Source organism: Pseudomonas brassicacearum, from assembly GCF_003732265.1.
Taxonomy (GTDB): Bacteria; Pseudomonadota; Gammaproteobacteria; order Pseudomonadales; family Pseudomonadaceae; genus Aquipseudomonas; species Aquipseudomonas brassicacearum_D.
The window spans coordinates 175,361-196,298 of record NZ_MOBK01000011.1; the positions used below are offsets into that span (position 1 = coordinate 175,361).

General features: G+C 60.5%; 19 protein-coding genes. 5 read left to right on the forward strand and 14 right to left on the reverse strand.

From position 1 onward, the window contains the following. Positions 1-19 precede the first annotated feature (19 nt). Entirely contained in the window at positions 20-322 is a 303-nt protein-coding gene (locus BK660_RS26050; RefSeq protein ID WP_123435736.1) for a DUF2388 domain-containing protein, read from the forward strand. 43 nt (positions 323-365) lie between these two features. Here BK660_RS26050 and BK660_RS26055 read toward each other — a convergent pair whose 3' ends face one another. Together BK660_RS26055 and BK660_RS26060 are read right to left on the reverse strand one after the other, a co-directional pair. Then, positions 366-1,295, reverse strand: a complete 930-nt coding sequence (locus tag BK660_RS26055) for a pyridoxal-phosphate dependent enzyme (protein ID WP_123435737.1) — start codon at positions 1,293-1,295, stop codon at positions 366-368. Positions 1,296-1,516: 221 nt separating this feature from the next. Then, the gene (locus BK660_RS26060; protein WP_123435738.1) at positions 1,517-2,308 is read right to left on the reverse strand and encodes an SDR family NAD(P)-dependent oxidoreductase; all 792 of its coding nucleotides are present in this window, start codon (positions 2,306-2,308) and stop codon (positions 1,517-1,519) included. 124 nt (positions 2,309-2,432) lie between these two features. Here BK660_RS26060 and BK660_RS26065 point away from each other — a divergent pair, with 124 nt between their 5' ends. Continuing rightward, positions 2,433-3,380 (forward strand): GlxA family transcriptional regulator, encoded by a 948-nt coding sequence (locus BK660_RS26065; protein WP_123435739.1) that lies wholly within the window; start codon positions 2,433-2,435, stop codon positions 3,378-3,380. On the opposite strand, the gene BK660_RS26070 is transcribed toward BK660_RS26065, so the two are convergent. Further along, positions 3,315-4,412, reverse strand: coding sequence for an MBL fold metallo-hydrolase (locus tag BK660_RS26070; RefSeq protein WP_123435740.1), 1,098 nt, complete (start codon positions 4,410-4,412; stop codon positions 3,315-3,317). The genes BK660_RS26065 and BK660_RS26070 overlap by 66 nt on opposite strands. 107 nt (positions 4,413-4,519) lie before the next feature. Here BK660_RS26070 and BK660_RS26075 point away from each other — a divergent pair, with 107 nt between their 5' ends. After that, positions 4,520-5,179: a methyltransferase family protein gene (locus tag BK660_RS26075; protein ID WP_123435741.1), complete on the forward strand. Its 660-nt coding sequence runs from the start codon at positions 4,520-4,522 to the stop codon at positions 5,177-5,179. A gap of 106 nt (positions 5,180-5,285) precedes the next feature. Here the strand turns inward: BK660_RS26075 and BK660_RS26080 are convergent, their stop codons facing one another. From BK660_RS26080 to BK660_RS26115, 7 genes are all read right to left on the reverse strand, one after another. Then, the gene (locus BK660_RS26080) at positions 5,286-5,954 is read right to left on the reverse strand and encodes an HAD-IA family hydrolase (RefSeq protein ID WP_123435742.1); all 669 of its coding nucleotides are present in this window, start codon (positions 5,952-5,954) and stop codon (positions 5,286-5,288) included. Between the two features lie 89 nt (positions 5,955-6,043). Then, positions 6,044-6,451 (reverse strand): response regulator, encoded by a 408-nt coding sequence (locus BK660_RS26085; RefSeq protein ID WP_123435743.1) that lies wholly within the window; start codon positions 6,449-6,451, stop codon positions 6,044-6,046. Between the two features lie 112 nt (positions 6,452-6,563). Further along, positions 6,564-8,171 (reverse strand): GMC family oxidoreductase, encoded by a 1,608-nt coding sequence (locus BK660_RS26090; protein ID WP_123435744.1) that lies wholly within the window; start codon positions 8,169-8,171, stop codon positions 6,564-6,566. Positions 8,172-8,333: 162 nt separating this feature from the next. Next, positions 8,334-9,551 (reverse strand): mandelate racemase/muconate lactonizing enzyme family protein, encoded by a 1,218-nt coding sequence (locus tag BK660_RS26095; protein WP_123435745.1) that lies wholly within the window; start codon positions 9,549-9,551, stop codon positions 8,334-8,336. A 1-nt stretch (position 9,552) separates the two neighbouring features. Next, on the reverse strand, positions 9,553-10,872 hold the full coding sequence (locus tag BK660_RS26100) for an MFS transporter (RefSeq protein ID WP_123435746.1): 1,320 nt from the start codon (positions 10,870-10,872) through the stop codon (positions 9,553-9,555). A gap of 158 nt (positions 10,873-11,030) precedes the next feature. After that, on the reverse strand, positions 11,031-12,455 hold the full coding sequence (aldA, locus tag BK660_RS26105; RefSeq protein ID WP_123435860.1) for an aldehyde dehydrogenase: 1,425 nt from the start codon (positions 12,453-12,455) through the stop codon (positions 11,031-11,033). A 283-nt stretch (positions 12,456-12,738) separates the two neighbouring features. Next, on the reverse strand, positions 12,739-13,671 hold the full coding sequence (locus BK660_RS26115; protein ID WP_123435748.1) for a LysR substrate-binding domain-containing protein: 933 nt from the start codon (positions 13,669-13,671) through the stop codon (positions 12,739-12,741). Positions 13,672-13,856: 185 nt separating this feature from the next. Here BK660_RS26115 and BK660_RS26120 point away from each other — a divergent pair, with 185 nt between their 5' ends. Both BK660_RS26120 and BK660_RS26125 read left to right on the forward strand, forming a co-directional pair. Next, positions 13,857-15,035 (forward strand): hypothetical protein, encoded by a 1,179-nt coding sequence (locus BK660_RS26120; protein ID WP_123435749.1) that lies wholly within the window; start codon positions 13,857-13,859, stop codon positions 15,033-15,035. A gap of 237 nt (positions 15,036-15,272) precedes the next feature. Beyond that, the gene (locus tag BK660_RS26125; protein ID WP_123435750.1) at positions 15,273-16,148 is read left to right on the forward strand and encodes a LysR substrate-binding domain-containing protein; all 876 of its coding nucleotides are present in this window, start codon (positions 15,273-15,275) and stop codon (positions 16,146-16,148) included. Between the two features lie 125 nt (positions 16,149-16,273). Here BK660_RS26125 and BK660_RS26135 read toward each other — a convergent pair whose 3' ends face one another. From BK660_RS26135 to fae, 4 genes are all read right to left on the reverse strand, one after another. Beyond that, complete coding sequence (locus BK660_RS26135) at positions 16,274-17,638, reverse strand: MFS transporter (RefSeq protein ID WP_123435751.1); 1,365 nt, start codon at positions 17,636-17,638, stop codon at positions 16,274-16,276. Between the two features lie 158 nt (positions 17,639-17,796). Next, positions 17,797-19,230 carry an NAD-dependent succinate-semialdehyde dehydrogenase gene (locus tag BK660_RS26145; RefSeq protein WP_123435752.1) on the reverse strand — a complete coding sequence of 478 codons (1,434 nt, stop codon included), beginning with the start codon at positions 19,228-19,230 and terminating at the stop codon, positions 17,797-17,799. Beyond that, a complete protein-coding gene (locus BK660_RS26150; protein ID WP_123435753.1) occupies positions 19,227-20,261 on the reverse strand; it encodes an aldo/keto reductase in 1,035 nt (344 codons plus the stop codon). Before BK660_RS26150 ends, BK660_RS26145 begins: the two co-directional genes overlap by 4 nt. 10 nt (positions 20,262-20,271) lie before the next feature. Beyond that, positions 20,272-20,784, reverse strand: coding sequence for a formaldehyde-activating enzyme (gene fae / locus BK660_RS26155; RefSeq protein WP_123435754.1), 513 nt, complete (start codon positions 20,782-20,784; stop codon positions 20,272-20,274). Positions 20,785-20,938: the final 154 nt, after the last annotated feature.

Genomic DNA, 20,938 nt, shown 5'->3' on the forward strand with positions numbered 1-20,938 from the left:
GCTTTCAGAGGACACTGTCATGCGCCGTCTGATTATCATCTCTTCCCTGATGCTGTGTTTACCCTTCGGCTCGGCTATGGCCAAAGTGGATGCGGGCGATGTTGCCACGTCGGCCGGGGTCTCGGCCTCGCTGTACTCGACGTTCAAGGACCATAAACTGATGATTCCCGCCCGGGATGACGCTTCCAGCTTCGTGGCCAGTGGCGGTGCGATTCGCGGGGTTTATCTGGAGTCGGTACTGAAAAAAATCCGTCAGGACAATCCCGGCCTCAACGCCACCGATGAAGACCTGGCTCGGGCCATCCTGATCCAGGGGCAATGAAGGCAGCGGTGGGGCTTGTGACACCTGGATAGCGTTTCCAGCCCTACTTAGCTTTCCCTGCGGACAAACGTGCCCACCCGGCGACCAATTGCGCACTGACACTCACCCCGCCACAGACCACGATCACCACGTCGTGCGCATCGGCTATGGCGGGATGGTCGAGGTACGCCACCGCCAATGACACACCGCAGGCGGGCTCCACCAATTGGCGCAGGTCGCTGGCGAAACGCACGACGCCCATGATCGCGTCCTCATCGCTTAGCACGACGCAGTGGTGAGTGAAATCGCGCAGGTGCTGCACCGGCCAGGCCGCCACTTTCGCCGCGCCCAGCGAGGTCGCCACGGTATCGATGCGCGGCAACCGGACCGGATGCCCGGCCTCCATGGCCGCTGCGAAAGAAGCCGCACCCTCGGTTTCGCAAGCGATGATCCGGCAATCCGTGCGCCCATGGCGAATCAACCCCGTGAGGATTCCCGCCAATAATCCGCCCCCGCCCACCGACGTCACTAACACATCGACTTCAGGACACACCTCCAGCACTTCATCGACCAGCGTGCTGTGCCCTTCCCACAACACCGGGTGATCGAAGGCCGGCACGTATTCGGTGTCAGCGTCCTGTGAAAGTTCTTTGGCCCGTTGATTGGCCTCGTCCCAGACCTTGCCGTGCACAATCACCTCAGCACCGGTCTTGCGGATCCTCGCGCGGGTCGATTCAGGGGTGGTGTGCGGCACGACAATGCAGGCGCTCAACCCAAGGCTGGCGGCAGCAATAGCGGTGGCAAAACCGGCATTGCCACCGGAAGGACAAACGACTCGGCGTTTGCCCTGCGCCTTGGCCTGACTGCACAGAAACCCCATGCCACGCAGCTTGAACGAACCACTGGGTTGCAGGTTTTCCAGCTTCAACCAGATCCGTCGGGTCGGTGTCGACAGGCCCAGGTGCAGGATCAACGGTGTCTTGATGTGAAGCATCGCAGGTGTCCCAAAAGTGAACCCTTCTTATCCAAGCTTAGTTCACCCTGCCCAGCTCACGGCCCCCCCGCTGAACAACTGTGGCGAGGGGGCTTGCCCCCGTTGGAGTGCGCAGCGCTCCCAGCTTTTGGGGCCGCTTCGCAGCCCAACGGGGGCAAGCCCCCTCGCCACAGGATTTGTGTCGTGATTTAAGTGACGGGGGTTTACCCGAAGCCCCTGTTTTAGCGATAACGCGGTGCGGCGCTGGAGTTGCCGAACAACCCGGAAAGGGTCTGACGCTGCGCTTCATAACGGTCCCATTGCTCGCCATCGTGCAGGCTCGGAACGGTCACCACTTCGCCATTTGCCAACCCCGTCAGCGCGGCATCGACCATCTCTTGCGCCGACATCACGATCTCTTGCGGCAGGTTTTCCACCGGGTTGCCGGCCTCGCTCCAGAAGTCGGTCGCGGTCGCGCCGGGCAATACCGCCTGGACACGAATGCCTTTGTCCGCCAGTTCGTGGTGCATTGACTGGCTCAAGCCCAGGACAAAAGCCTTGCTCCCGCCGTACACGCCGTTGAGGATTTCTGGCGCGATGGCAACGATCGACGAGATGTTAATGACAGTGCCAGTGCCACGGGCGACGAAGCCTGGCACCACGGCGTAGGCCAAACGCATCAGCGCGGTAACGTTGAGGGTGATCATGTCTTCCATCTCGTCGACCGGGCTGCCCAGTAATGGCATGACAGCACCGACGCCGGCGTTGTTGACCAACAAGGTGATGCTGGCGTCGTTACGCAGGATTTCCTCGACCCGCAACACATCGGTTTTGACTTTCAAATCGGCGGCGACCACTTCCACCGCACGCCCGGTTTCATTGCTCAAGTGGTTCGCCAGCGCGTTCAGTCTGGTCTGACTGCGGGCGACCAGAATCAGGTCGTAACCCTGCCGGGCGAGACGGTCGGCATACACCGCGCCGATGCCCGAGGAAGCGCCAGTGATCAGTGCGGTGCCTTTGGATGAGAGAGCCATGTCGAGTTTCCTTCACAGTGAGGCGATCAGTTCGCCGGGTGTGAACCGTTATAAAGTGACTTACGCTTGTCTCAAATGACGTTTAAAGTACGTATTCAGGACATGTTCTTTTGAGGGTCTGGCAATGACTAGCGTGGCATTTGTGGTGTTCGAGGGTTTCCAGTCCATGGCGCTGGCCGCCATGCCGGTGTTCGAGTACGCCAACTTCAGCGCTGGTGAGACGCTGTATGACGTCAGCGTGATCTCCGAGGATGGCAGCACACTGCGCGCCTCCGGGGGATTAAGTGTCGGGACCCAGGCGTTCGGTGAGCGGGTATTCGATACGGTCATCGTGGTCGGCGGCGATTGCATCGTCCAACAGGCGCCCGACAGCGTGCTGACCTACCTGCGCGACAACGTGAGCACCGTTCGGCGGATGGCATCGATTTGTTCGGGGGCGTTTGTGCTGGCCCAGGCGGGTTTGCTCGACGGACGGCGGGCCACCACGCACTGGGCCTATGCCCGGGACCTGCAAGCGCGCTTTCCTTCGATCAAAGTGGAAGAAGATCGCATCTACGTGGTCGACGGCTCGATCTGGACCTCGGCCGGCATGACTGCCGGCATCGACCTGGCGCTGGCCATGGTCGAGAAGGATCACGGTGCCGAACTGGCGCGTTCCGTGGCGCAGAAACTGGTGATGTACCAACGTCGTGCGGGCGGCCAGTCCCAGCATTCGGCATTGCTCGAACTGGCACCAAAATCTGACCGCATTCAGACCGTTCTTGGCTACGCCCGGGAACACCTGGCCTCGCCGTTGTCGGTGGAGCAACTGGCCGAGGTGGCGCGCCTGAGCCCGCGGCAATTCAGCCGCAGCTTTCGCGCCGAGACCGGGCAGACGCCGGCCAAGGCCATCGAAAACCTGCGTCTGGAAGCGGCGCGGCAGATGCTCGAACGTGGGCGCCTGACCCTGGATCAGATCGCCACCGAAGCCGGTTTCACTGACCGACGCCGCATGCGCGAAGCCTTTCTAAGGGCATTCGGCCAACCGCCGCAAGTGATCCGGCGCAATGCCAGGGCCGACATCAACACGTGAACGCGAGTGTGCCGCCAGCGCTGCCCGCACATCGACCGGGTCAAACAACGGCATCAATCGCAGGTTCACGCCATCGGCCAGGGCCATCGGCATTAGTCGCTGCATCGCAACATCGAAAGGGTCCATCCACTCCGGCATCGGTTGCAATCCCTTGTCGAGTGGTTCGAAAAAATCATCCCAGTGAATCGGAACCACCAGCCGCGCGCCGGTGGTTTGTACCACTTCGTGCCAGTAGTCCTGCGCGAACCGCAGGTCTTGCTTGCCGAGGGTGCCTATGCCCAGAAACACGATGTCGGCCTTGACGTCCTTGAACAGGCCCGGCGTGAAATTGGCACTGGGGTGGATGAGAATCCGCAAACCGTTGTGGTCGATCAGATAGGAGTAATTGCCACCTTCCTTGTACGCGCTGGCTTTGGCGGGCGGGGTCAGCGGCGCAGTGATGGTCCCGGGGAATTTCGCGTCAGGCGAGTGTGGCGACTGGAATGCTTGAACCTTGAAGTCGCCGAAACAGAAAGGTCGATGAGTATCGACGGACTTGAAACGTTCTGGCGCCAGGCCCGCGCCCAGGCCGATATTGGCCACCGATGCCGATCCCACCAACATGGCCCCGGTACGCGACGCGACCACCGCCGAATCGAGCGCATGGTCAAAATGGGAGTGCGCCACCATCAACGCGGCCAATGGCGGATTGCCAAGGGTTTGCAACGCCGCGTCAATGCGTTCGTTGTCCGGCCCGATCCGACCGAGCAGAACCTTGAACAGTCCCGGCCGGGAAAAAAAGCCGTCGGTCATGATCGATGTCTGTCCATCGCTGAGCATCAGGGTCGACACGCCCATGAACCGCACACTCAGCTCACCTGTCGATGACGTTGACCGCGGGAGAATGATCACTGAATAAGGTGAAAGCGAGGGTGGCGGACGTGAAGCGCACGCGACGATGCCCGCGCCAATGAGGGCGAGCAGCACCACCATGGAACGTCTGGCGATGACACCGTTGCAGGTCTTCTCGTTCGCTCGCTTGAAAGGCCACATTGTCCTCTCCTTCGCCTGACTCAACCGTCAGATGAGGCTAGCTCAATCCGATGGATCAGCCTGAGCATCTACACTCAACGTACCGGTTCAAACCAGGAACGTGTGCCATGAAAATCTCGGCCAGACTGGCGTTCTTCGCCATCGTCGGCACCCTTGCCTACCTCGGCCTCGCCGTGTGGGGCATGGGCGGGTTTGCGGCGTTTTTTGCGCATGGGTCGCTGGTGGTGGTTGCCCTCGCTACCGTGGTAATGACTGTGTTGTCGCTGTTCACCGAGGTCAATCTGAGTTCCGGCGAACGTGAAGACCGGGCCAATCGCTGGGTGCTTCCGGCGTTCGGGGTGATCGGGTTGCTCAGCGGGTTCCTGCCGGCCTACACCGACCGGATCGACTTATGGACCTTTGGCGGTGAAGGCCTGCGCTGGATCGGCGCGTTGCTGTTCTGCCTCGGCGGCGCACTTCGATTGTGGCCGGTGTTTGTACTGGGCAAGCGCTTCAGCGGCCTGGTGGCGATTCAGCCGGGGCACACGCTGGTCACCGACGGGATTTACCGGCGCCTGCGCAATCCCAGTTACCTGGGGATGCTGGTGATTGCCGTGGGCTGGGCGCTGGCATTTCGATCGGGTGTCGGGCTGTTGCTGGCGACGTTGACGGTGATTCCGCTGATTGCGCGGATTCACTCGGAAGAGGCGTTGTTGAGGGCGCAGTTTGGTGGGGAATATGAGGCGTATTGCGCCACGACCTGGCGGCTGGTTCCCGGAGTCTATTAGCCACGCCCCCGAACAAATGTGGGAGCGGGCTTGCTCGCGAAGGCGGTATGTCAGGTAAATAAATGCTAACTGACCCACCGCTTTCGCGAGCAAGCCCGCTCCCACATTAGATTTGATTGAGGCGGATATGGTGGTCGGGATCGACGGATGCGCTGACCGACTGATAGTTGGCCAACGTGGCATGTTGCGTCTGGATAGGATGCTCGTGCGTCTCGGTGATAATCACCAAATCCGCCCCCGCCGCCTCAGCAGCCTGAATGCCTACCGTGGCATCTTCGAAGATCAGGCAGTCCGTCACCTCGACACCCAGCCGCTTGGCTGCCAACCGGTAACCCGCCGGATCCGGTTTCCCGGCGCTGACCTCTTCAGCCGTCACCATGACATCCGGCTCGGGAATCCCCGCCGCCGCCATCCGGCGCAACGCCAACGCTCTGGGCGCGGACGTCACGATCGCCCATTGACCGGCCGGTAATGACCGAAGAAATGCCGCCGCCCCACGGACCTCGACCACTCCCTCCACATCCTCGATTTCCGCCTCGGTAATCCACGCGGCTTCAACTTTGGCATCAATACCCGGCAAACCCTGGCGGTTCACCGTGTCGATGGCGCGGGCGCCGTGAATGGTTGGCAGGAAAGACGCGACATCCACCCCATGGCGCACAGCCCAGATCGTCCAGATCCGCTCGGCGGCGGCAATGGAGTTGAGCACGGTGCCGTCCATGTCGAACAGGAATGCGCGGTACGGTGTGTTGAAAACGGATCGATGAGCAGACAAGGATGAGCTTCCTCTCGCAAGGGCCTGGCGGGTGTGCCGAGCAATGTAGCATTTACTTGCGAGATGGACTCATGCCGTGCAATAACGTTTCAGCTGAGGGGCTTGGACTTCAAGGCGCCCTCGACGCAGTCCAGCAATTGGCCGAGTGCCCAGGGCTTCTTGATGAACGAAACGGCATGTCTGACCCCGGAGCTTTGCGGGGTTTCGAAACCGGACATGATCATGATCGGCTTGTCGGGCCAGCGGTCGCCAAACTGATTGGCCAGGTCAGCGCCATTCAGTTTGCCCGGCATAGTGATGTCGGTGAGCAACAGGCAGACGTTGTCCGAGTGTTGTTCCAAGTACACAGAAGCGTCATCCGCGCTGGTCTGTGGCTGAACAACAAAGCCCTCTTCCTGAAGAATTTCGCAGAGAAATTCCAGGATCAGCGGGTCATCCTCGACCACAAGAATCAACCCGCCAGTTACGTTCGCGCCCACCTTCGATACTGGCCCCATGATTTCGCCACTCCCTGAATACACCCATGATTTCGCGCGATAAATCCGCTGCCTATCAAGTATGAGCAGCGGCCTTCGCGGAAATTCATTTTTGATACGGGAGATGTCGAAATCAGGCGTCCTGCAAAATCAGGTCGGCGCCCTTCTCGGCCACCATCAACACTGCCGCGTGGGTATTGCCCGACGTCACGTTAGGAAAAATCGACGCATCGACGATGCGCAATCCCTGAAGACCATGGACTTTCAAACGCGGGTCGACCACGGACTTCTGCTCGTCCGCACCCATGGCGCAGGAACCACACAGGTGGTAGATCGAACCACTGTTGTCGCGGAAATACTGCAGCATCTGTTCGTCGGTTTCGACGACCGGCCCCGGCAACACTTCTTCAACCGTGATGCCCTTGAGTGCCGGTGCCTGCATGATCTTGCGCATCAAGCGACTGCCCTGAATGACCTCGTCGATGTCCTTCTGGGTGCTCAGGTAATTCGGGTCAATCAGTGCGGCGTCCCGTGGGTTTTTCGAGGCGATCTCGATGTGCCCCCGGCTGGTCGGCCGGCACGGGTTGAAGCACAACAGGAAGCCTGAGTACGGCTCCGGCTTGAGGCTGGCCTTATTGTTTTTCGGAATCTGATACGACAGCGGGTTGAAGTACAACTGCAAGTTGGGGTTGGTTTGCTGCTCATTGCCACGGAAGAATCCGCCGGCCTGATTGACGCTCATCGCCAGCGCGCCCTTGCGGGTGAACAGGTATTTGAGACCGAGTTTGAACTGACCGAACAGCGAACTCAGCTCATCGTTGAGCGTCGGGATATTGGCCTTGTAGTAATAGCTGGCGCACAGGTGATCCTGCAGGTTCTGCCCCACCGCCGGCAGGTGCTTGACCATCGGGATCTTGTGCTTGGCCAGCAGCGCCTGATCCGCGACACCGGACAGTTGCAGGATCTTCGGGGTGTCCACTGCACCGGCGCAAAGAATCACTTCCTTGCTGGCGGTGAAGGTTCGTACCACGCCGTGCTGGGTGATGGAAATCCCGGTTGCGCGGCCGTTATCGAACAACACGCGGTCGACCAGGGCGTAATGCTCGACGGTCAGGTTCGGCCGGCTCAAGGCCGGGTGCAAATGCGCGAAGCTGCTGGAGCAGCGTTGACCATTTTTGGTGTTGACGTCGTAGATGCCCGAACCTTCGAATTTGGGTCCGTTGAAGTCGTCGCTGTGCGGGTAGCCGAGTTCATCGCAGCCTTTGAGGAACACATCGCAGATCGGATGGGTCTGGCCCTTCATCGGCGTGATGCTGATCGGGCCGCTGCCGCCGTGGTATTCGCTGTCGCCCAGCGGATGGTTTTCCAGTTTGCGGAAATACGGCAGCACATCTTTGAAACCCCAGCCTTCGTTACCGTTGGCCGCCCAATCGTCAAAGTCGTGGGCCTGGCCACGGACGTAGATCATCGCGTTGATAGAACCCGAACCGCCCTGCACCTTGCCGCGGGGTGCGTAGATTTCGCGGTTGCCCAATTGCTTTTGTGGCTGGCTGTAATACATCCAGTTGAAGCTCGGGTTGTAATACATTTTGGCGAAGCCGACCGGGATCTTGAACCACAAGGAACTGTCCTTGCCGCCCGCCTCCAGCAGCAACACCGAATATTTGCCACTGGCCGAGAGCCGGTTGGCCAGGATGCAGCCTGCGGCGCCAGCGCCAGCGATGATGTAGTCGTAAGTCATGCAGGGTTACCGCGTAAGTCGTTGTACAAAATTCGGATGGACGATGCGATCCCCTGTGGGAGCCAGCCTGCTGGCGATGGCGGCCGGACATTCAACATCAATGTCGACTGATCCACCGCTATCGCCAGCAGGCTGGCTCCCACAGGAACCGCGTCAGGCCTGTCAGCCTCTGGCTGGCGATGTGTCTTTGACGTCCGCCGGCGTCGGCGCCATTTGCAGGTGCAGGCGTTCGCCGGTGTACGGCGAATGCTTGCGCACCACGTCCATGTTCAGCTCCACACCCAGGCCCGGTTCGGTGGACGGGATGATGTAGCCGTCCTCCCATTGCAGCGGCTTGGTCAGGACCTCGGCATGGAAACCGCCCCAGGTCATGATGCTTTCCTGGATCAGGAAGTTCGGCGTGCAGGTCGCCAGCTGGAAACTCGCGGCCGCGCCAATCGGCCCGTTGTAGAGGTGCGGGGCGATCTGTGCGTAATAGGCTTCAGCCATGCTGGCGATCTTTTTCGCTTCCAGCAGACCACCGCAGCGGGCGACGTTCATCTGCAGAATCGACGCACCGCCGGCTTGCAGCAGCTTGAAAAATTCGTACTTGGTGGTCAGTCGCTCACCGGTGGCAATCGGAATCGAAGTCTTGGCCGCGACCTGCGCCATGGCCTCTTCCTGACCCGGTGGCACCGGCTCTTCGAACCACAGCGGGTCGTATTTCTCCAGGCGCTTGGCCAGGCGAATCGCCGAGGACGGCACCATTTGCCCGTGGGTGCCAAACAGCAGGTCGCACTTGTCGCCCACGGCTTCGCGGATCTTGCGGCAGAAGGTTTCGCAGCGTTCCAGCACTCCCAGGGAAATCTGGTGCCCGGAGTACGCGGTGTACGGCCCGGCCGGGTCGAACTTCACGGCGGTGAAGCCTTTGTTCATGTTCTCAATGGCGCACTCGGCCGCCAGGTCCGGGTCGTCGTAGTCGTACTCGCCCTTGCTGTTCACCGGGTAGAGGTAGGTGTAGGAACGCAGGCGTTCGTTGACCTTGCCGCCGAGCAATTCATAGACCGGCTTGTTCGCCGCTTTGCCGATGATGTCCCAGCAGGCCATTTCCAGGCCGCTGACCACACCCATCATGGTCAGGTCCGGACGCTGGGTGAAACCGCTCGAATAGGCCTGACGGAAGAAGCGTTCGATGTGGTGCGGGTCCTGGTTCAACAGGTAGCGTTCGAACACGTCTTCGATGATCGGCAACATGGCTTTGGGGCCGAAGGTCGCGGCGTAGATCTCGCCCACGCCTTCGATGCCGCAATCGGTTTTGATCTTGACGAACAGCCAGTACATCCCGCCGATGTGCGGTGGCGGTACGGCGACGATATGGGTTTCAAGGGCGACGATTTTCATCTCAGGCACCTGTTTTGTTCAAAGATTTACGGTTGATACGTGCGCGCAAGGTCAACGCCGCGAGGGTCCCCAGCAGGCCGACGAAAGCGATGTACCCGAAATACAGCTTGTAACCAAAGGCCCCCGGGAAATGCTCGGTGAGGTAGCCGTTGATCAACGGAATGAAGGCGTCCGGCAGGTAACCGACCACCGAGACAATGCCGATGGCCAGCCCCGTGATGCGCAGCGGAATGTTGCAGGTGTCGAGGATCGCCCAGTACAAACCGCGAATCGCATAGGTCATCAGGCCGATGAAAATCACCGTACCGACCAACAGGCCCATGCTGTTGAGCGCCGGGAACACGATCAGGCCGACCATCGCCAACGTCGCGCAGAACAGCGCCACGATCAGCACCGAGATGTTCGAGAACTTGTCACCCAGCCAGCCACCGCCGATGCCGCCAATCGGGCGCATCCACAGTTTGATGGTGGTGATGGTGCCGGCCATGACTGCAGTCATGCCGCCGCCCTGCAGGTAATCGGAGAAACTGTAAGTGGCCCAGAAGATGTGATAACCGCAGAACACGATGGCGGTGACCAGCCACAGCTCAGGGATTTTCACCAGGGTGGTCAGGTCGTTGAGCAGGTTGTATTTGCCCTTCTCCACCGCCGCCGTGTCTTCCATCGACTTCGGGTCCTTGATCAACACCAGCACACAGCCGATGGCGATACAGGTGAAGGCATACAGGTAGACCACGTGCTTGAAGCCTTCGGCCGCCGACTCGCCGCGAGTCTCGGTGGCGAAGGCAAACAGCCCCAGCGCGACCGTCGCCAGCAAGGCTTCAACCAGCCCGCGACCGCCATCGAGGACGCCGAAGAAGCGACCCTGCTCAGTGTGATGGGCAATCATCTTCACGCGCTTGAGCACCGAGGCCCAGAACGTCAGGCCAGTGGTCAGGCCCCAGCACCCGAAGATGATCATCAAACCGGTCATCGACGGCGCAGTGGAGTACCACAGGCCCAGGGCACCGGTGGCGACCAGCGAGAAGAAAATCAGGAAGCGTGGGGCTATGCGGTCCGCCAGCCAACCGCTTGGCAAATAGCTCAGGAGGAAAATCGTACCGAGCATCGAGTACAGATAACCCAGTTCGCTGTGGTTGATCTGGAACACTTCGAGCATGGTGGTCTGGTAAACCTGGCGCAGGTACAGGATCGGGTAGATCGCACCGGCGGCCAGCACCAATAACATCAGTTGGAAATAGCGACTGCCCTTGTCACTCTGGCTGATTGAACCCGCATTTGAACCCTGAACAGCGGCAGCAGTGGATGCTTGCTTGGACATCTAGGTGACCTCTGGCCGCCCGGTGGTCCGGGCTGGCCCTGTTAATTGTTTTTATTGGAGTGAAGCAGCTGCAAGCGGCAAGCTGTAAGCGGCAAGCCAGAGCCGGTTACTGTTCGCTTTTACTTGCTGCTTGAAGCTTGAAACTTGTCGCTGCCGCCCTAGTACTTCATGACCACGAGACGGGTCTGGGTGAATTCGAGCATGCCGTGCTTGCCGTCATCGCCGCCCAGGCCTGAGCGTTTCCAGCCCGCGTGGTAGCCCTGGTACGGGTCGGCCGGGGTGCGATTGACGTAGAGCTCGCCGGCTTCGATGGCGTTGGCGACTTTCATCGTGGTGCGGTAGTTCTCGGTGTAGAGCACCGAGGCCAGGCCGAACTGATGGTCGTTGGCCATCGCCAGCGCTTCGTCGATGTCGCGGTACTTGAGCACCGGCAGCACCGGGCCGAAGATTTCTTCCTGGATGATTTCCATGTCCTGGCGGCAGCCGCTGAGCAGCGTCGGCGGGTAGAAATGGCCGTTGCCTTGCGGGATAAAACCACCGGTTTCCAGGACTGCGCCGTCCGCGATGGCGCGCTCGACCATGGCGTGGATGTTCTGCTGTGAACTGGCGTTGACCAACGGCCCCATCAGGCTGGCGTCAGTGGCGCGGTCGCCGAACTTTACGGCGCTGATTTTCGCTTTCAGCAGCGCGAGGAATTGGTCGTAGACGCTTTCCTGCACGTAGACCCGCTCCACCGCCGTGCACAACTGACCGCAGTGGGTGGTTTTCGAGGCGACGATGGCGGTCGCGGCGGCTTCAAGGTCGGCGTCGGCTTCGATGATCGCCGGGGTTTTGCCGCCCAGTTCCAGCGATGGCTTGGCGATGTTGGCCTTGCAGTAATCGAGCACGATGCGCCCGGCGTTGACGCTGCCGGTCAGGGTGATCAGGCCCACAGCCTTGTGCGTGCACACGGCGGCCGCAGTGGCGTGATCCATGGTCAGGATGTTCACCACGCCCGCCGGCAGTCCGGATTGCACCACAGCCTTGGCGATTTCAAAGGCCGAGGTCGGTGTGTTGTTGCTCGGGCGCACCACCACGGTGTTGCCGGCAATCAGCGCCGGGGCGATTTTGCGCAGTAGCGTATAGACCGGGTAGTTGAACGGAATCAGGCACGCAACCACGCCAATCGCTTCGCGGTGCAGGAACAGGTTTTCGTTCGGGCTGTCGCTGGGAATGATCTCGCCTTCAATGCGGCGGGCCCATTCGGCGTGATAGCGGGTGATCTGCGCGGCGTAACGGGCTTCGTTGCTTGCATCCGCAACGCTTTTGCCCGACTCGGCCGCCAGGGCGGCGCCGATGTTTTCAGCGCAGGCGTCAAGGGCATCGGCGAAAGAACGCAGGTGTTCGGCGCGTTCGATGCTGGTGAGTTTGCCCCAGACCTTTTGCGCGGCGGCAGCGGCTTCAACCGCGTTGACCGCTTCGACAGCGGTGGCCGCCGAGACGTGTCCGACCAGTGCTTCGGTCGCCGGGTTATAGACTGCGATCAGCGCGTCGCTGGCAGGTTCGATGAATTGGCCGTTAACAAAATTTCGCTCGAGTCGCATGTGCATCGCCCATCGTTGTTTTTATCCAGTTCGACCAGTCTTGGCATCCTGAGCGGGTTGAACAAACGATTTATTGAGCAGGCAAACATTCGAAAAATGCAGGTTTCTCTTCGGAGCGATGAAGTCCCCCTGTGGCGAGGGGGCTTGTCGAAACGTCGCACCGCCCCGTTGGGTTGCGAAGCAGCCCCAAAATCTCTGATGCAACAAGATCCTGTGAGTGCTACGCACTCAAACGGGGGCAAGCCCCCTCGCCACAGGGCTCCTACAGGGGGATCTGTGTGGATTAGAGGGCGGCGGTTGAGGGTTCGAGCTGTCGTTGTGCCAACCAGATTTCTTCCTGCAACCACTGGCTGAACACCTGCAATTGCGGCATCAGGGTCTGCTCCGGCCGGGTGACCAGCCAATAGGACTGGTGCCCTTCCACGTGCACGTTAAGCACCTGGGTCAGCTGCCCGCTGGCCAGTTCCGGGGCGACCATGTGCCAGTCGGCGATGGTGATGCCCAGGCCGTCGATAGCCGCACGAATGGCCAGGTCCAGCAAGTCGAATTCATACCCGCCCTGAGTGTCGACACCGGTGATGCGTGCGGCGTCCAGCCAGTGTTTCCAGGTCAGGTAGCGCTGGTCTTCCCGGGCCAGTACATGCAGCAATGTCAGGCGATTGAGGTCGATGCCCTGCTCGCTCCACTCCCGCGCATACAGGGTCGGCGCGCACACCGCGATGTGCCGTTCCTGGATCAGCATCGAACTGTTCAGGCCATCCCATTCGCCATCGCCGAAACGGATCGCACAGTCGAGGGTGCTGGTTTCCGCCAGGCTGTCCTGCAAGCGCGTGGTGATGCTCAGTTCCAGCTCGGGATGCTTCTCGCGCAACCGCCCCAGACGGGGCATCAGCCAGCGATTGGTAAAGGTTGGCGGTGCGTTGATGTGCAGGCGATTGGAATGGGTTTTCTGCTGGATGCTGCGCACCGTCAGCTCGATCTTGTCGAAGGATTGATGCAACGCCCGCAGCAGCACTTTGCCGGCGCTGGTCAGTTCGAGGTGATGGTGGCGGCGCTCCAGCAGGCTCTCGCCGAGCTGTTCCTCCAGCTGACGCACTTGGCGGCTGACCGCACTCTGGGTCACGTTCAACAACTCGGCGGCGCGGGTAAAACTACCGGTGCTGCCGGCCACTTCAAACGCCTTGAGGGCATTAAGACCGGGCATTTTGCGTTTCATGAAAAGCACTCGAGGACGTTAGCTGATCGGCCAAGCATCCCATGGCCGCCACACATTGTCCTACAGGATTTTCTCAGTAACATGCATCTGAGGAAGGTTTGCGCGCATTTTTAATCGTTTGTTCAACCCACCGTTCATCGCAAGACTGGCCGGCATCTCATATAAAAATAACCGAGAGCTGTCCCATGCCCTTCTCTGCTTCCCTGCGCCTCAGTCCTCTGTACATCGCTCTGTTCTGCACCTTTGCGGCCCCTGCCATGGCCGTGCAAGTGACCGACAACCTTGACCTCGGCGGCGCGGTTCGTGCGCGCTGGGACTATGACCCGGATCGCGACATCCAGAAGTTCGGCCTGGACACGATGTTCCTCAGCGCCAAGTACAACTCCGACACCTGGATCGGCGAGGCCCAGTATCGTTTCTACGGCCGGTCCTATCCGTATCAGTACACCAAGAATTACGGTGATATCCAGTTCGCCAAGTTCGCGTGGGCCGGCTACAAGTTCAACCCCGACCAACAGGTGCAAGTGGGCCTGAACACGGTGCCGTTCGGTCTGCAGCCGTACTTTGGCAGCACCTTCTACGAAACCCTGGGCAACGTCATCGGCCTGGAAGATGTGCAACAGGTCGGCGCCAAGTACGTCCAGCAATCGGGCGACTGGAACATTCAGGCCGGTTATTACTTGCGCCCGGCGTGGCAAGGCAAAGGCACCAGCAACGGGGTGACCTACTCCAGCGTGGTGTCCGAAGCCGACAGCTACGTCGCCGACGGCAGTAACAACCAGGAGCGCAACACCGTGGTGCTGCGGGTGGCCAAGGCACTGGACCTGGGACCGTGGAAATCGGAGGTCGGCCTCTCGGGCCTGAGTTCCTCACTGGAGAACAAGGACACCAATGACGATGGCCGACGCAATGCCGTGGCCATCCATTACCTGGGCAAGAACGGCCCATGGGGTGTGCAATTGCAGGCGGCGCGGCAACAAATGTCGCCGCGTAACCTAGGCACCGATGAGCTTGTCACCCTCGGCGGGTATGACGGCACGTACAACGTGGCCAGCCGCGGCAACTTGTATGTGGCGGATCTCAGTTACGACGTGGCCGGGAAATACCTGTTCGATCAGGTCAGCGGGGTCAAGCTGTACGCCAACTACAGCGCCTTCGATAAATCCGCCAGCGAGTTCAAGACCTCGGAGCGGATGATTCTGGGCAGTTCGTTTTCGGTGAGTAAATTGTGGGTCGCTGCGGAGTGGTTGTTTGGCAAAAATGATCCGTATATCGGGGGGAGTAGTTATACCCAGAGTCTGGGGGCTGGGGGGAGTGATCAGTGGGAGAATCAGTTGTACGTGAACATTGGGTATTACTTCTGATCCGGTATTTTTAGCGCCCTTGAGGATGTCTTCGAGAGCAAGCCCGCTCCCACATTTGACCGCGTTCCAGGCAACGACTCGGTCTAATGTGGGAGCGGGCTTGCTCGCGAAGGCGTCAGCCTAAGCAACACTTGCATCAGCCCTTGGCTAATAGTCAGATAGGCACCACAGAGACCGCCACCAAAACAATAAACCGGCCCGCCGCAACACCGGAGACCGGTACGGAGCCCACCTTCGATGCGTCAACTGCCCTCGCTCAATATGCTGCGCGTCTTCGAAGAGGTCGCGCGTCATCGCAGTTTCAGCCAGGCGGCGCTGGGCCTGAACGTCACTCAAGGCGCCGTCAGCCGGCAGATCAAGCAACTGGAAGACTACCTCGGCGTCGCGCTGTTCGTGCGCACGCCCCAGGGCTTGTCGCTGACCGAATCCGGCATCGCCCTCTCCCCGCACCTCGCGGAAGCTTTCGATCACATTGAACGCGCCCTGCAAGCTGTGCGCGTGCCCAACCTGCGCCAGCGCCTGAGAATCCTCGCGCCACCGACCTGGGCGACGCGCTGGTTGTCGGCGCATTTGCGTGTGTTCTGTCAGCGTTACCCCGACATCAGCCTGAGCGTGACCAACCAGGCCGGCCACGACAGCCTCGCGGAAATCGACTGCCACATCCGCTTCGGCCTCGAAGCCAACAACCATTGCAGCAGTCAATTGCTGGTGATGGAACGGCACATCGCCGTGGCCAGCCCGGAGTTGTTCAGCGACGGTCAGCCGCCGGATCTGCGAGGCTTCCCGCTGCTGCACATCCTGCACGATGGCAAACGCCTGAAGGTCTGGGAAAACTGGCTGGCGGCCATGGGGCGCGACGATGTCGATCCGGCACAAGGGCTGGAATTCAGCACGCTGGATCAGGTGATCCACACCGCGTTGGCGGGGGGTGGGCTGGCGGTGATTGACCGGCAGATGATCGAGAAGGAATTGGCCAATGGCAGCCTGCTGCCGATTACCCCGGTGGAGGTGATCGGGCCGTATGGCTATTGGCTGGATGTGGCGAACGACAAGCAAGGGTTGTCGAAGGTGCGGTTGTTTACCGATTGGTTGGGATTAGTCAGCAATCCCTGACACACCCCCACTCTAATGTGGGAGCGGGCTTGCTCGCGAAGGCGGAGTGTCAGTCACCCTCAATATTGACTGATCCACCGCTTTCGCGAGCAAGCCCGCTCCCACATTTGAACTTTGGCAGTCAGTTAGATCGGGGCAGGGACTTTCACTGCCACTGCCGCACCGCCCTCCACCGGGCTCTGCGCCTTGCATGCCTGGCTCAGTGTCAGTGATTTGGTTTCCGGTGCCCACGCCCAGGACAGCCAGGCGCCGATGGCCAGGATCGCCGCCAGAATCCCCATCGTCGGGCTCAAGCCGATCCCCGCCACACTCACCGGCAACAGGAACGTGCTGATCGCCGAACCCAACCGGCTGACCGCCGTGGCCAGGCCGATCCCGCTGGCCCGCACTTCAGTCGGGAAGCTCTCGGCCGGGAACACGCCCACCAGGTTACTGACCGCCGACAACACCAGCGTGAACAGCCCAAACACCAACACCATCAGCAACGCTGCACTGCTCGGCAACACCGCCAGCATGAACAACGCGACCGCCAGGATGATGAACGAGTTGATCAAGAACCCGCGGCGCGAGAATTTGATCGTGCACCAGATCCCGATCAACGCACCGAGGATCAGCAGCATGTTCAGCATCAGCTCAGTGCCGAAGCCTTCGGCCAGGCCCATCTTCTGCAGGATCGACGGCAGGAAGGTGTAGATGGCGAAATACGGCATGACGATGCAGACGAAAAACAGGCAGTTGAACGCGGTGCGCTTGCGGTATTCACGGCTGAACAGCACCGCGTAGCCGGAACGGGTTTCGGTGGATTGGGTTTCGTCGAGTTCGACGTTGGCGCCCAGGTGCTTCTTGACGATCGCTCGCGCCTCGGCAATTCGGCCCTGGTTCACCAGCCAGCGCGGCGACTCTGGCGTGCCGATGCGCGCAATCAGAATCAACGCCGCAGGAATCGCTGAAGACGCCAGCATCCAGCGCCAGGCGTCATCGCCGAGGCTGAGCATGGCGGTGCCGACAAATGTCGCGGCCACGTAGCCGAAGGTCCAGATCACGCTGAACGAACCGAGCAGCACGCCGCGATGTTTCTTCGGCGCGAACTCGGCCAGCATGGCGTGGCCGACACTGAAATCACCGCCCAGCCCGATGCCGATCAACACCCGGCACAGGAACAGGCCCATGGCGGTTTCGGCGTAGAACTGCATCACCGAAGCAATGGTGATCAGCACGAAGCTGACCAGGAAGATTTTCTGCCGGCCGACCTTGTCGGAGATCCAGCCGAAAAACAGGCTGCCGAGGAACAGCCCAATCAGTGCCGAAGCGCCGATCAGTCCCTGCCAGAACGCATCCAGGTGCATCTGCGGACTCAGCAAGGTGAACGCGATGCCGATCAGGCCGAGGATGTAGCCGTCGGTGAAGTGTGCGCCGAAGGTCAGGCCGGCGATTTTCAGGTGAAAGCGCCCGATGGGCAGGTCGTCGATTTTTACCGGTTGTAAGGACATGTAAATCTCCAATTGTTGTTATTGACGGAGAAATGAAACCGATCGCTGTTTTTGTAGGAGTGAGCCTGCTCGCGATAGCAGTGTGTCAGTGGAAGCAATGTTGCCTGATACACCGCCATCGCGAGCAGGCTCACTCCTACAAGGGGTTGTGGTGGGGGTTAGAGACCGCCCATCAACAGGTATTTGATTTCCAGGTAGTCATCCAGACCGTACTTCGAACCCTCGCGACCGAGGCCCGATTCCTTGATGCCGCCGAACGGTGCCACTTCCGTGGAAATGATCCCTTCGTTGATCCCGACCATGCCGGCCTCCAGGCCTTCGGCCATGCGCCACACGCGGCCGATGTCGCGGCTGTAGAAGTAAGCCGACAAACCAAACGGCGTGTCGTTGGCCTTTTGCAGCACTTCGACTTCGTCCTTGAAACGGAAGCAGGCCGCTACCGGGCCGAAGGTTTCTTCCTGGGCAATGAGCATTTCGCTGCTGGCTTCGGCGAGGATGGTCGGCTCGTAGAACGTGCCGCCGAGCACATGACGACTGCCGCCACACAACAGCTTGGCGCCCTTCTCCAGTGCATCGCCGACGTGCAGTTCAACCTTGGCCAGCGCCGCCGCGTTGATCAGTGGGCCTTGCTCGGTTTCGCCGTCCAGCGCACTGCCGACGCGCATCGCCGCAACGGCTTCGGCGAGTTTGCCGGTGAAGGCTTCGTACACACCGTCCTGAATGAAAAAGCGGTTTACACAGACGCAGGTCTGCCCGGTGTTACGGAACTTCGAGGCCATCGCGCCTTTGACCGCAGCGTCCAGATCGGCGTCGTCAAAGACAATGAACGGCGCGTTGCCGCCCAGTTCCAGCGAGACTTTTTTCAGGGTGTCCGCCGCCTGGCGCATCAGCAGTTTGCCGGTGCGCGTGGAGCCGGTGAACGACAGTTTGCGCACAATGCTCGACGCTTGCAGCGCCCCACCTATGGCCACCGCATCGCCCGACACGATGTTGAACACCCCCGCCGGAATACCCGCCTGTTCTGCCAACACCGCCAGGGCGAAAGCCGACAGCGGCGTCTCTTCCGAGGGCTTGAGGATCATCGTGCAACCGGCGGCCAGTGCCGGGCCGACCTTGCGCGTGACCATAGCCAGCGGGAAGTTCCACGGTGTGATCGCGGCGACCACGCCGATGGCTTCCTTGACCACGATGATCCGCGCATCAGCCTTGTGGCTCGGAATCACGTCGCCGTAAGCACGCTTGGCTTCTTCGGCAAACCACTCCAGAAAACTCGCGGCGTAGACAACCTCGCCCATGGCTTCGGCCAACGGTTTGCCTTGTTCGCGGCTGAGCAGGGTCGCCAGGTCCTTCTGGTTGCTCAGCATCAGCTCGCTCCAGCGCTTGAGCTTCTGGCTGCGCTCCTTGGCCGTGAGCTTGCGCCACGACGGTAATGCGCGATTGGCGGCTTCAATAGCCCGATTGGTTTCTTCGGCACCGGCCTTTTGTACGTCGATGATCAACTCGCCGTTGGCCGGATTGAACACCGGGTAAGTCGGGCCGCCGGACGACCATTGGCCGTCGATGAAATTACCCGTGCGGATCAGCGCGCTCATGCCACAGCCTCGGTCAGGGTGAAGCGTTCCAGACCCGGACGGGCCGAACGCAAGATACGTTTGCCGGCGGTGTAATCATTGATCACGTCGCACGGGGTGTAATTGCGTTCCAGTTCGTGCAGTTCTTCGGCATCGAGTCTGGTATCGAGCGCGGCCAGGGCGCTGTCGAACTGTTCGGTGGTGTCAGCGCCCACCAGCATGCAATCCACACCCGGATGATTGGCCACCCAGGCCTGGGCGATTTGTGCGTTGGACACGCCACGGGCACGGGCCACGCGCTGCACCGAATGGGCGATTTCGAACGAGGCTTCGTCGCTGTACATCTGCTGGGTGAAGAAATCGGTCTGGTTGCGGGTCGACTGCACGTCGCCGGTCAGCAAGCCACGGGCCAGCGGGCTGAACACCGAGACGCCGAGGCCTTGGTCGCGGCAGAACGGAATCATCTCGCGTTCTTCTTCGCGGTAGGCGCAGTTCAGTTGCAGCTGCATGTTGATCGGCTTGACCCAACCATTGCGCTCGCAGGCCATGAGGATCTTCGCCAGTTGCCCGGTGAGCATGGTCGAGACGCCGATGTAACGCGCCTTGCCGGAACGCACGATGTCGTTCATGGCGCTCATGGTTTCTTCAACCGGGGTGTTCACATCGAAGTAATGCAGCATGAACACATCGACGTAATCCATGTTCAGGCGCTTCAGCGAAGCGTCGATGCTGTCCATGATGTGCTTGCGCGAATGGCCGCTGGCGTTAATGCCGTTGCGGGTGCCGTAACCGACTTTGGTGGTAATGACCAGGTCTTCGCGACGGGCCAGGCGCTTGACGATGCGCCCCACCACTTCTTCGCCTGTGCCTGCGGAATAGAAGTCCGCGAGGTCGATGAAGTTCACGCCGTTGTCGAGTGCGTGCGCGACGATTGGCTCGCTTTTCTTCTCGTCGAAGATCCACGGTTTCCAGTCCGGGGTGCCCATGTTCATGGTGCCCAGGCACAGGCGGGAGACTTGCAGGCCGGAGTTGCCCAAACGAATGTATTGCATGGCGCGGACCTCAGGCTTTTGGCGTGTAGAAAGGGTTGCTGATGTGATTGACCACATCCGCCAGTTGCGCGGTTTCCGGCTTGCCGGTCAGCGCGGCACGGATCGCCGTGCGGCAGGCGTTGTAATTGTTCAGGTAGACCAAATCGAGGTCATCGCAGGCCGGGTTGACCCAGTTGGCGGTGACGATGGCCCATTCGTCTTCGGCTTCCGGCGGCAAGGTGCCGTCCAGCAGCGCTTCAAGTACAGCCTTGGCGATACCGGCTTGGGACGCGCCCCAGGTGGCGTTGCCGTGCAGGTCGCTGCTGATCGCCGCTTTGTTGACGTAAAGGGTCATTGGCTTGACCGGAATATTCGGCTGCGCAATCACCATGAACGGGCAGTGCCCCTGGCTTGGCGACGCCAGGCTGTTGGCAAACGCCTGGCCGGCCGGGCCGTTGCGCGGGCCGATCAGAATGTTGATGTGCGCGGCGTTCACGCCCGGGCCTTCGAAACCTTCACCGATGTACAGGTCGAGTTCTTTCATGAGTCGTTACTCTTCAGGGAGTTGAGGTTGATCAGAAACGCACGCAGGCAGCGGGCCTGGCGTGGCACATGTCGGGATTCGAAGAGCGCAGCAGGTCGCTGGCGAAGACGCGGCAGAGATGATGAGTCATGGTTGCAAACGCTCTTTTTTGTTG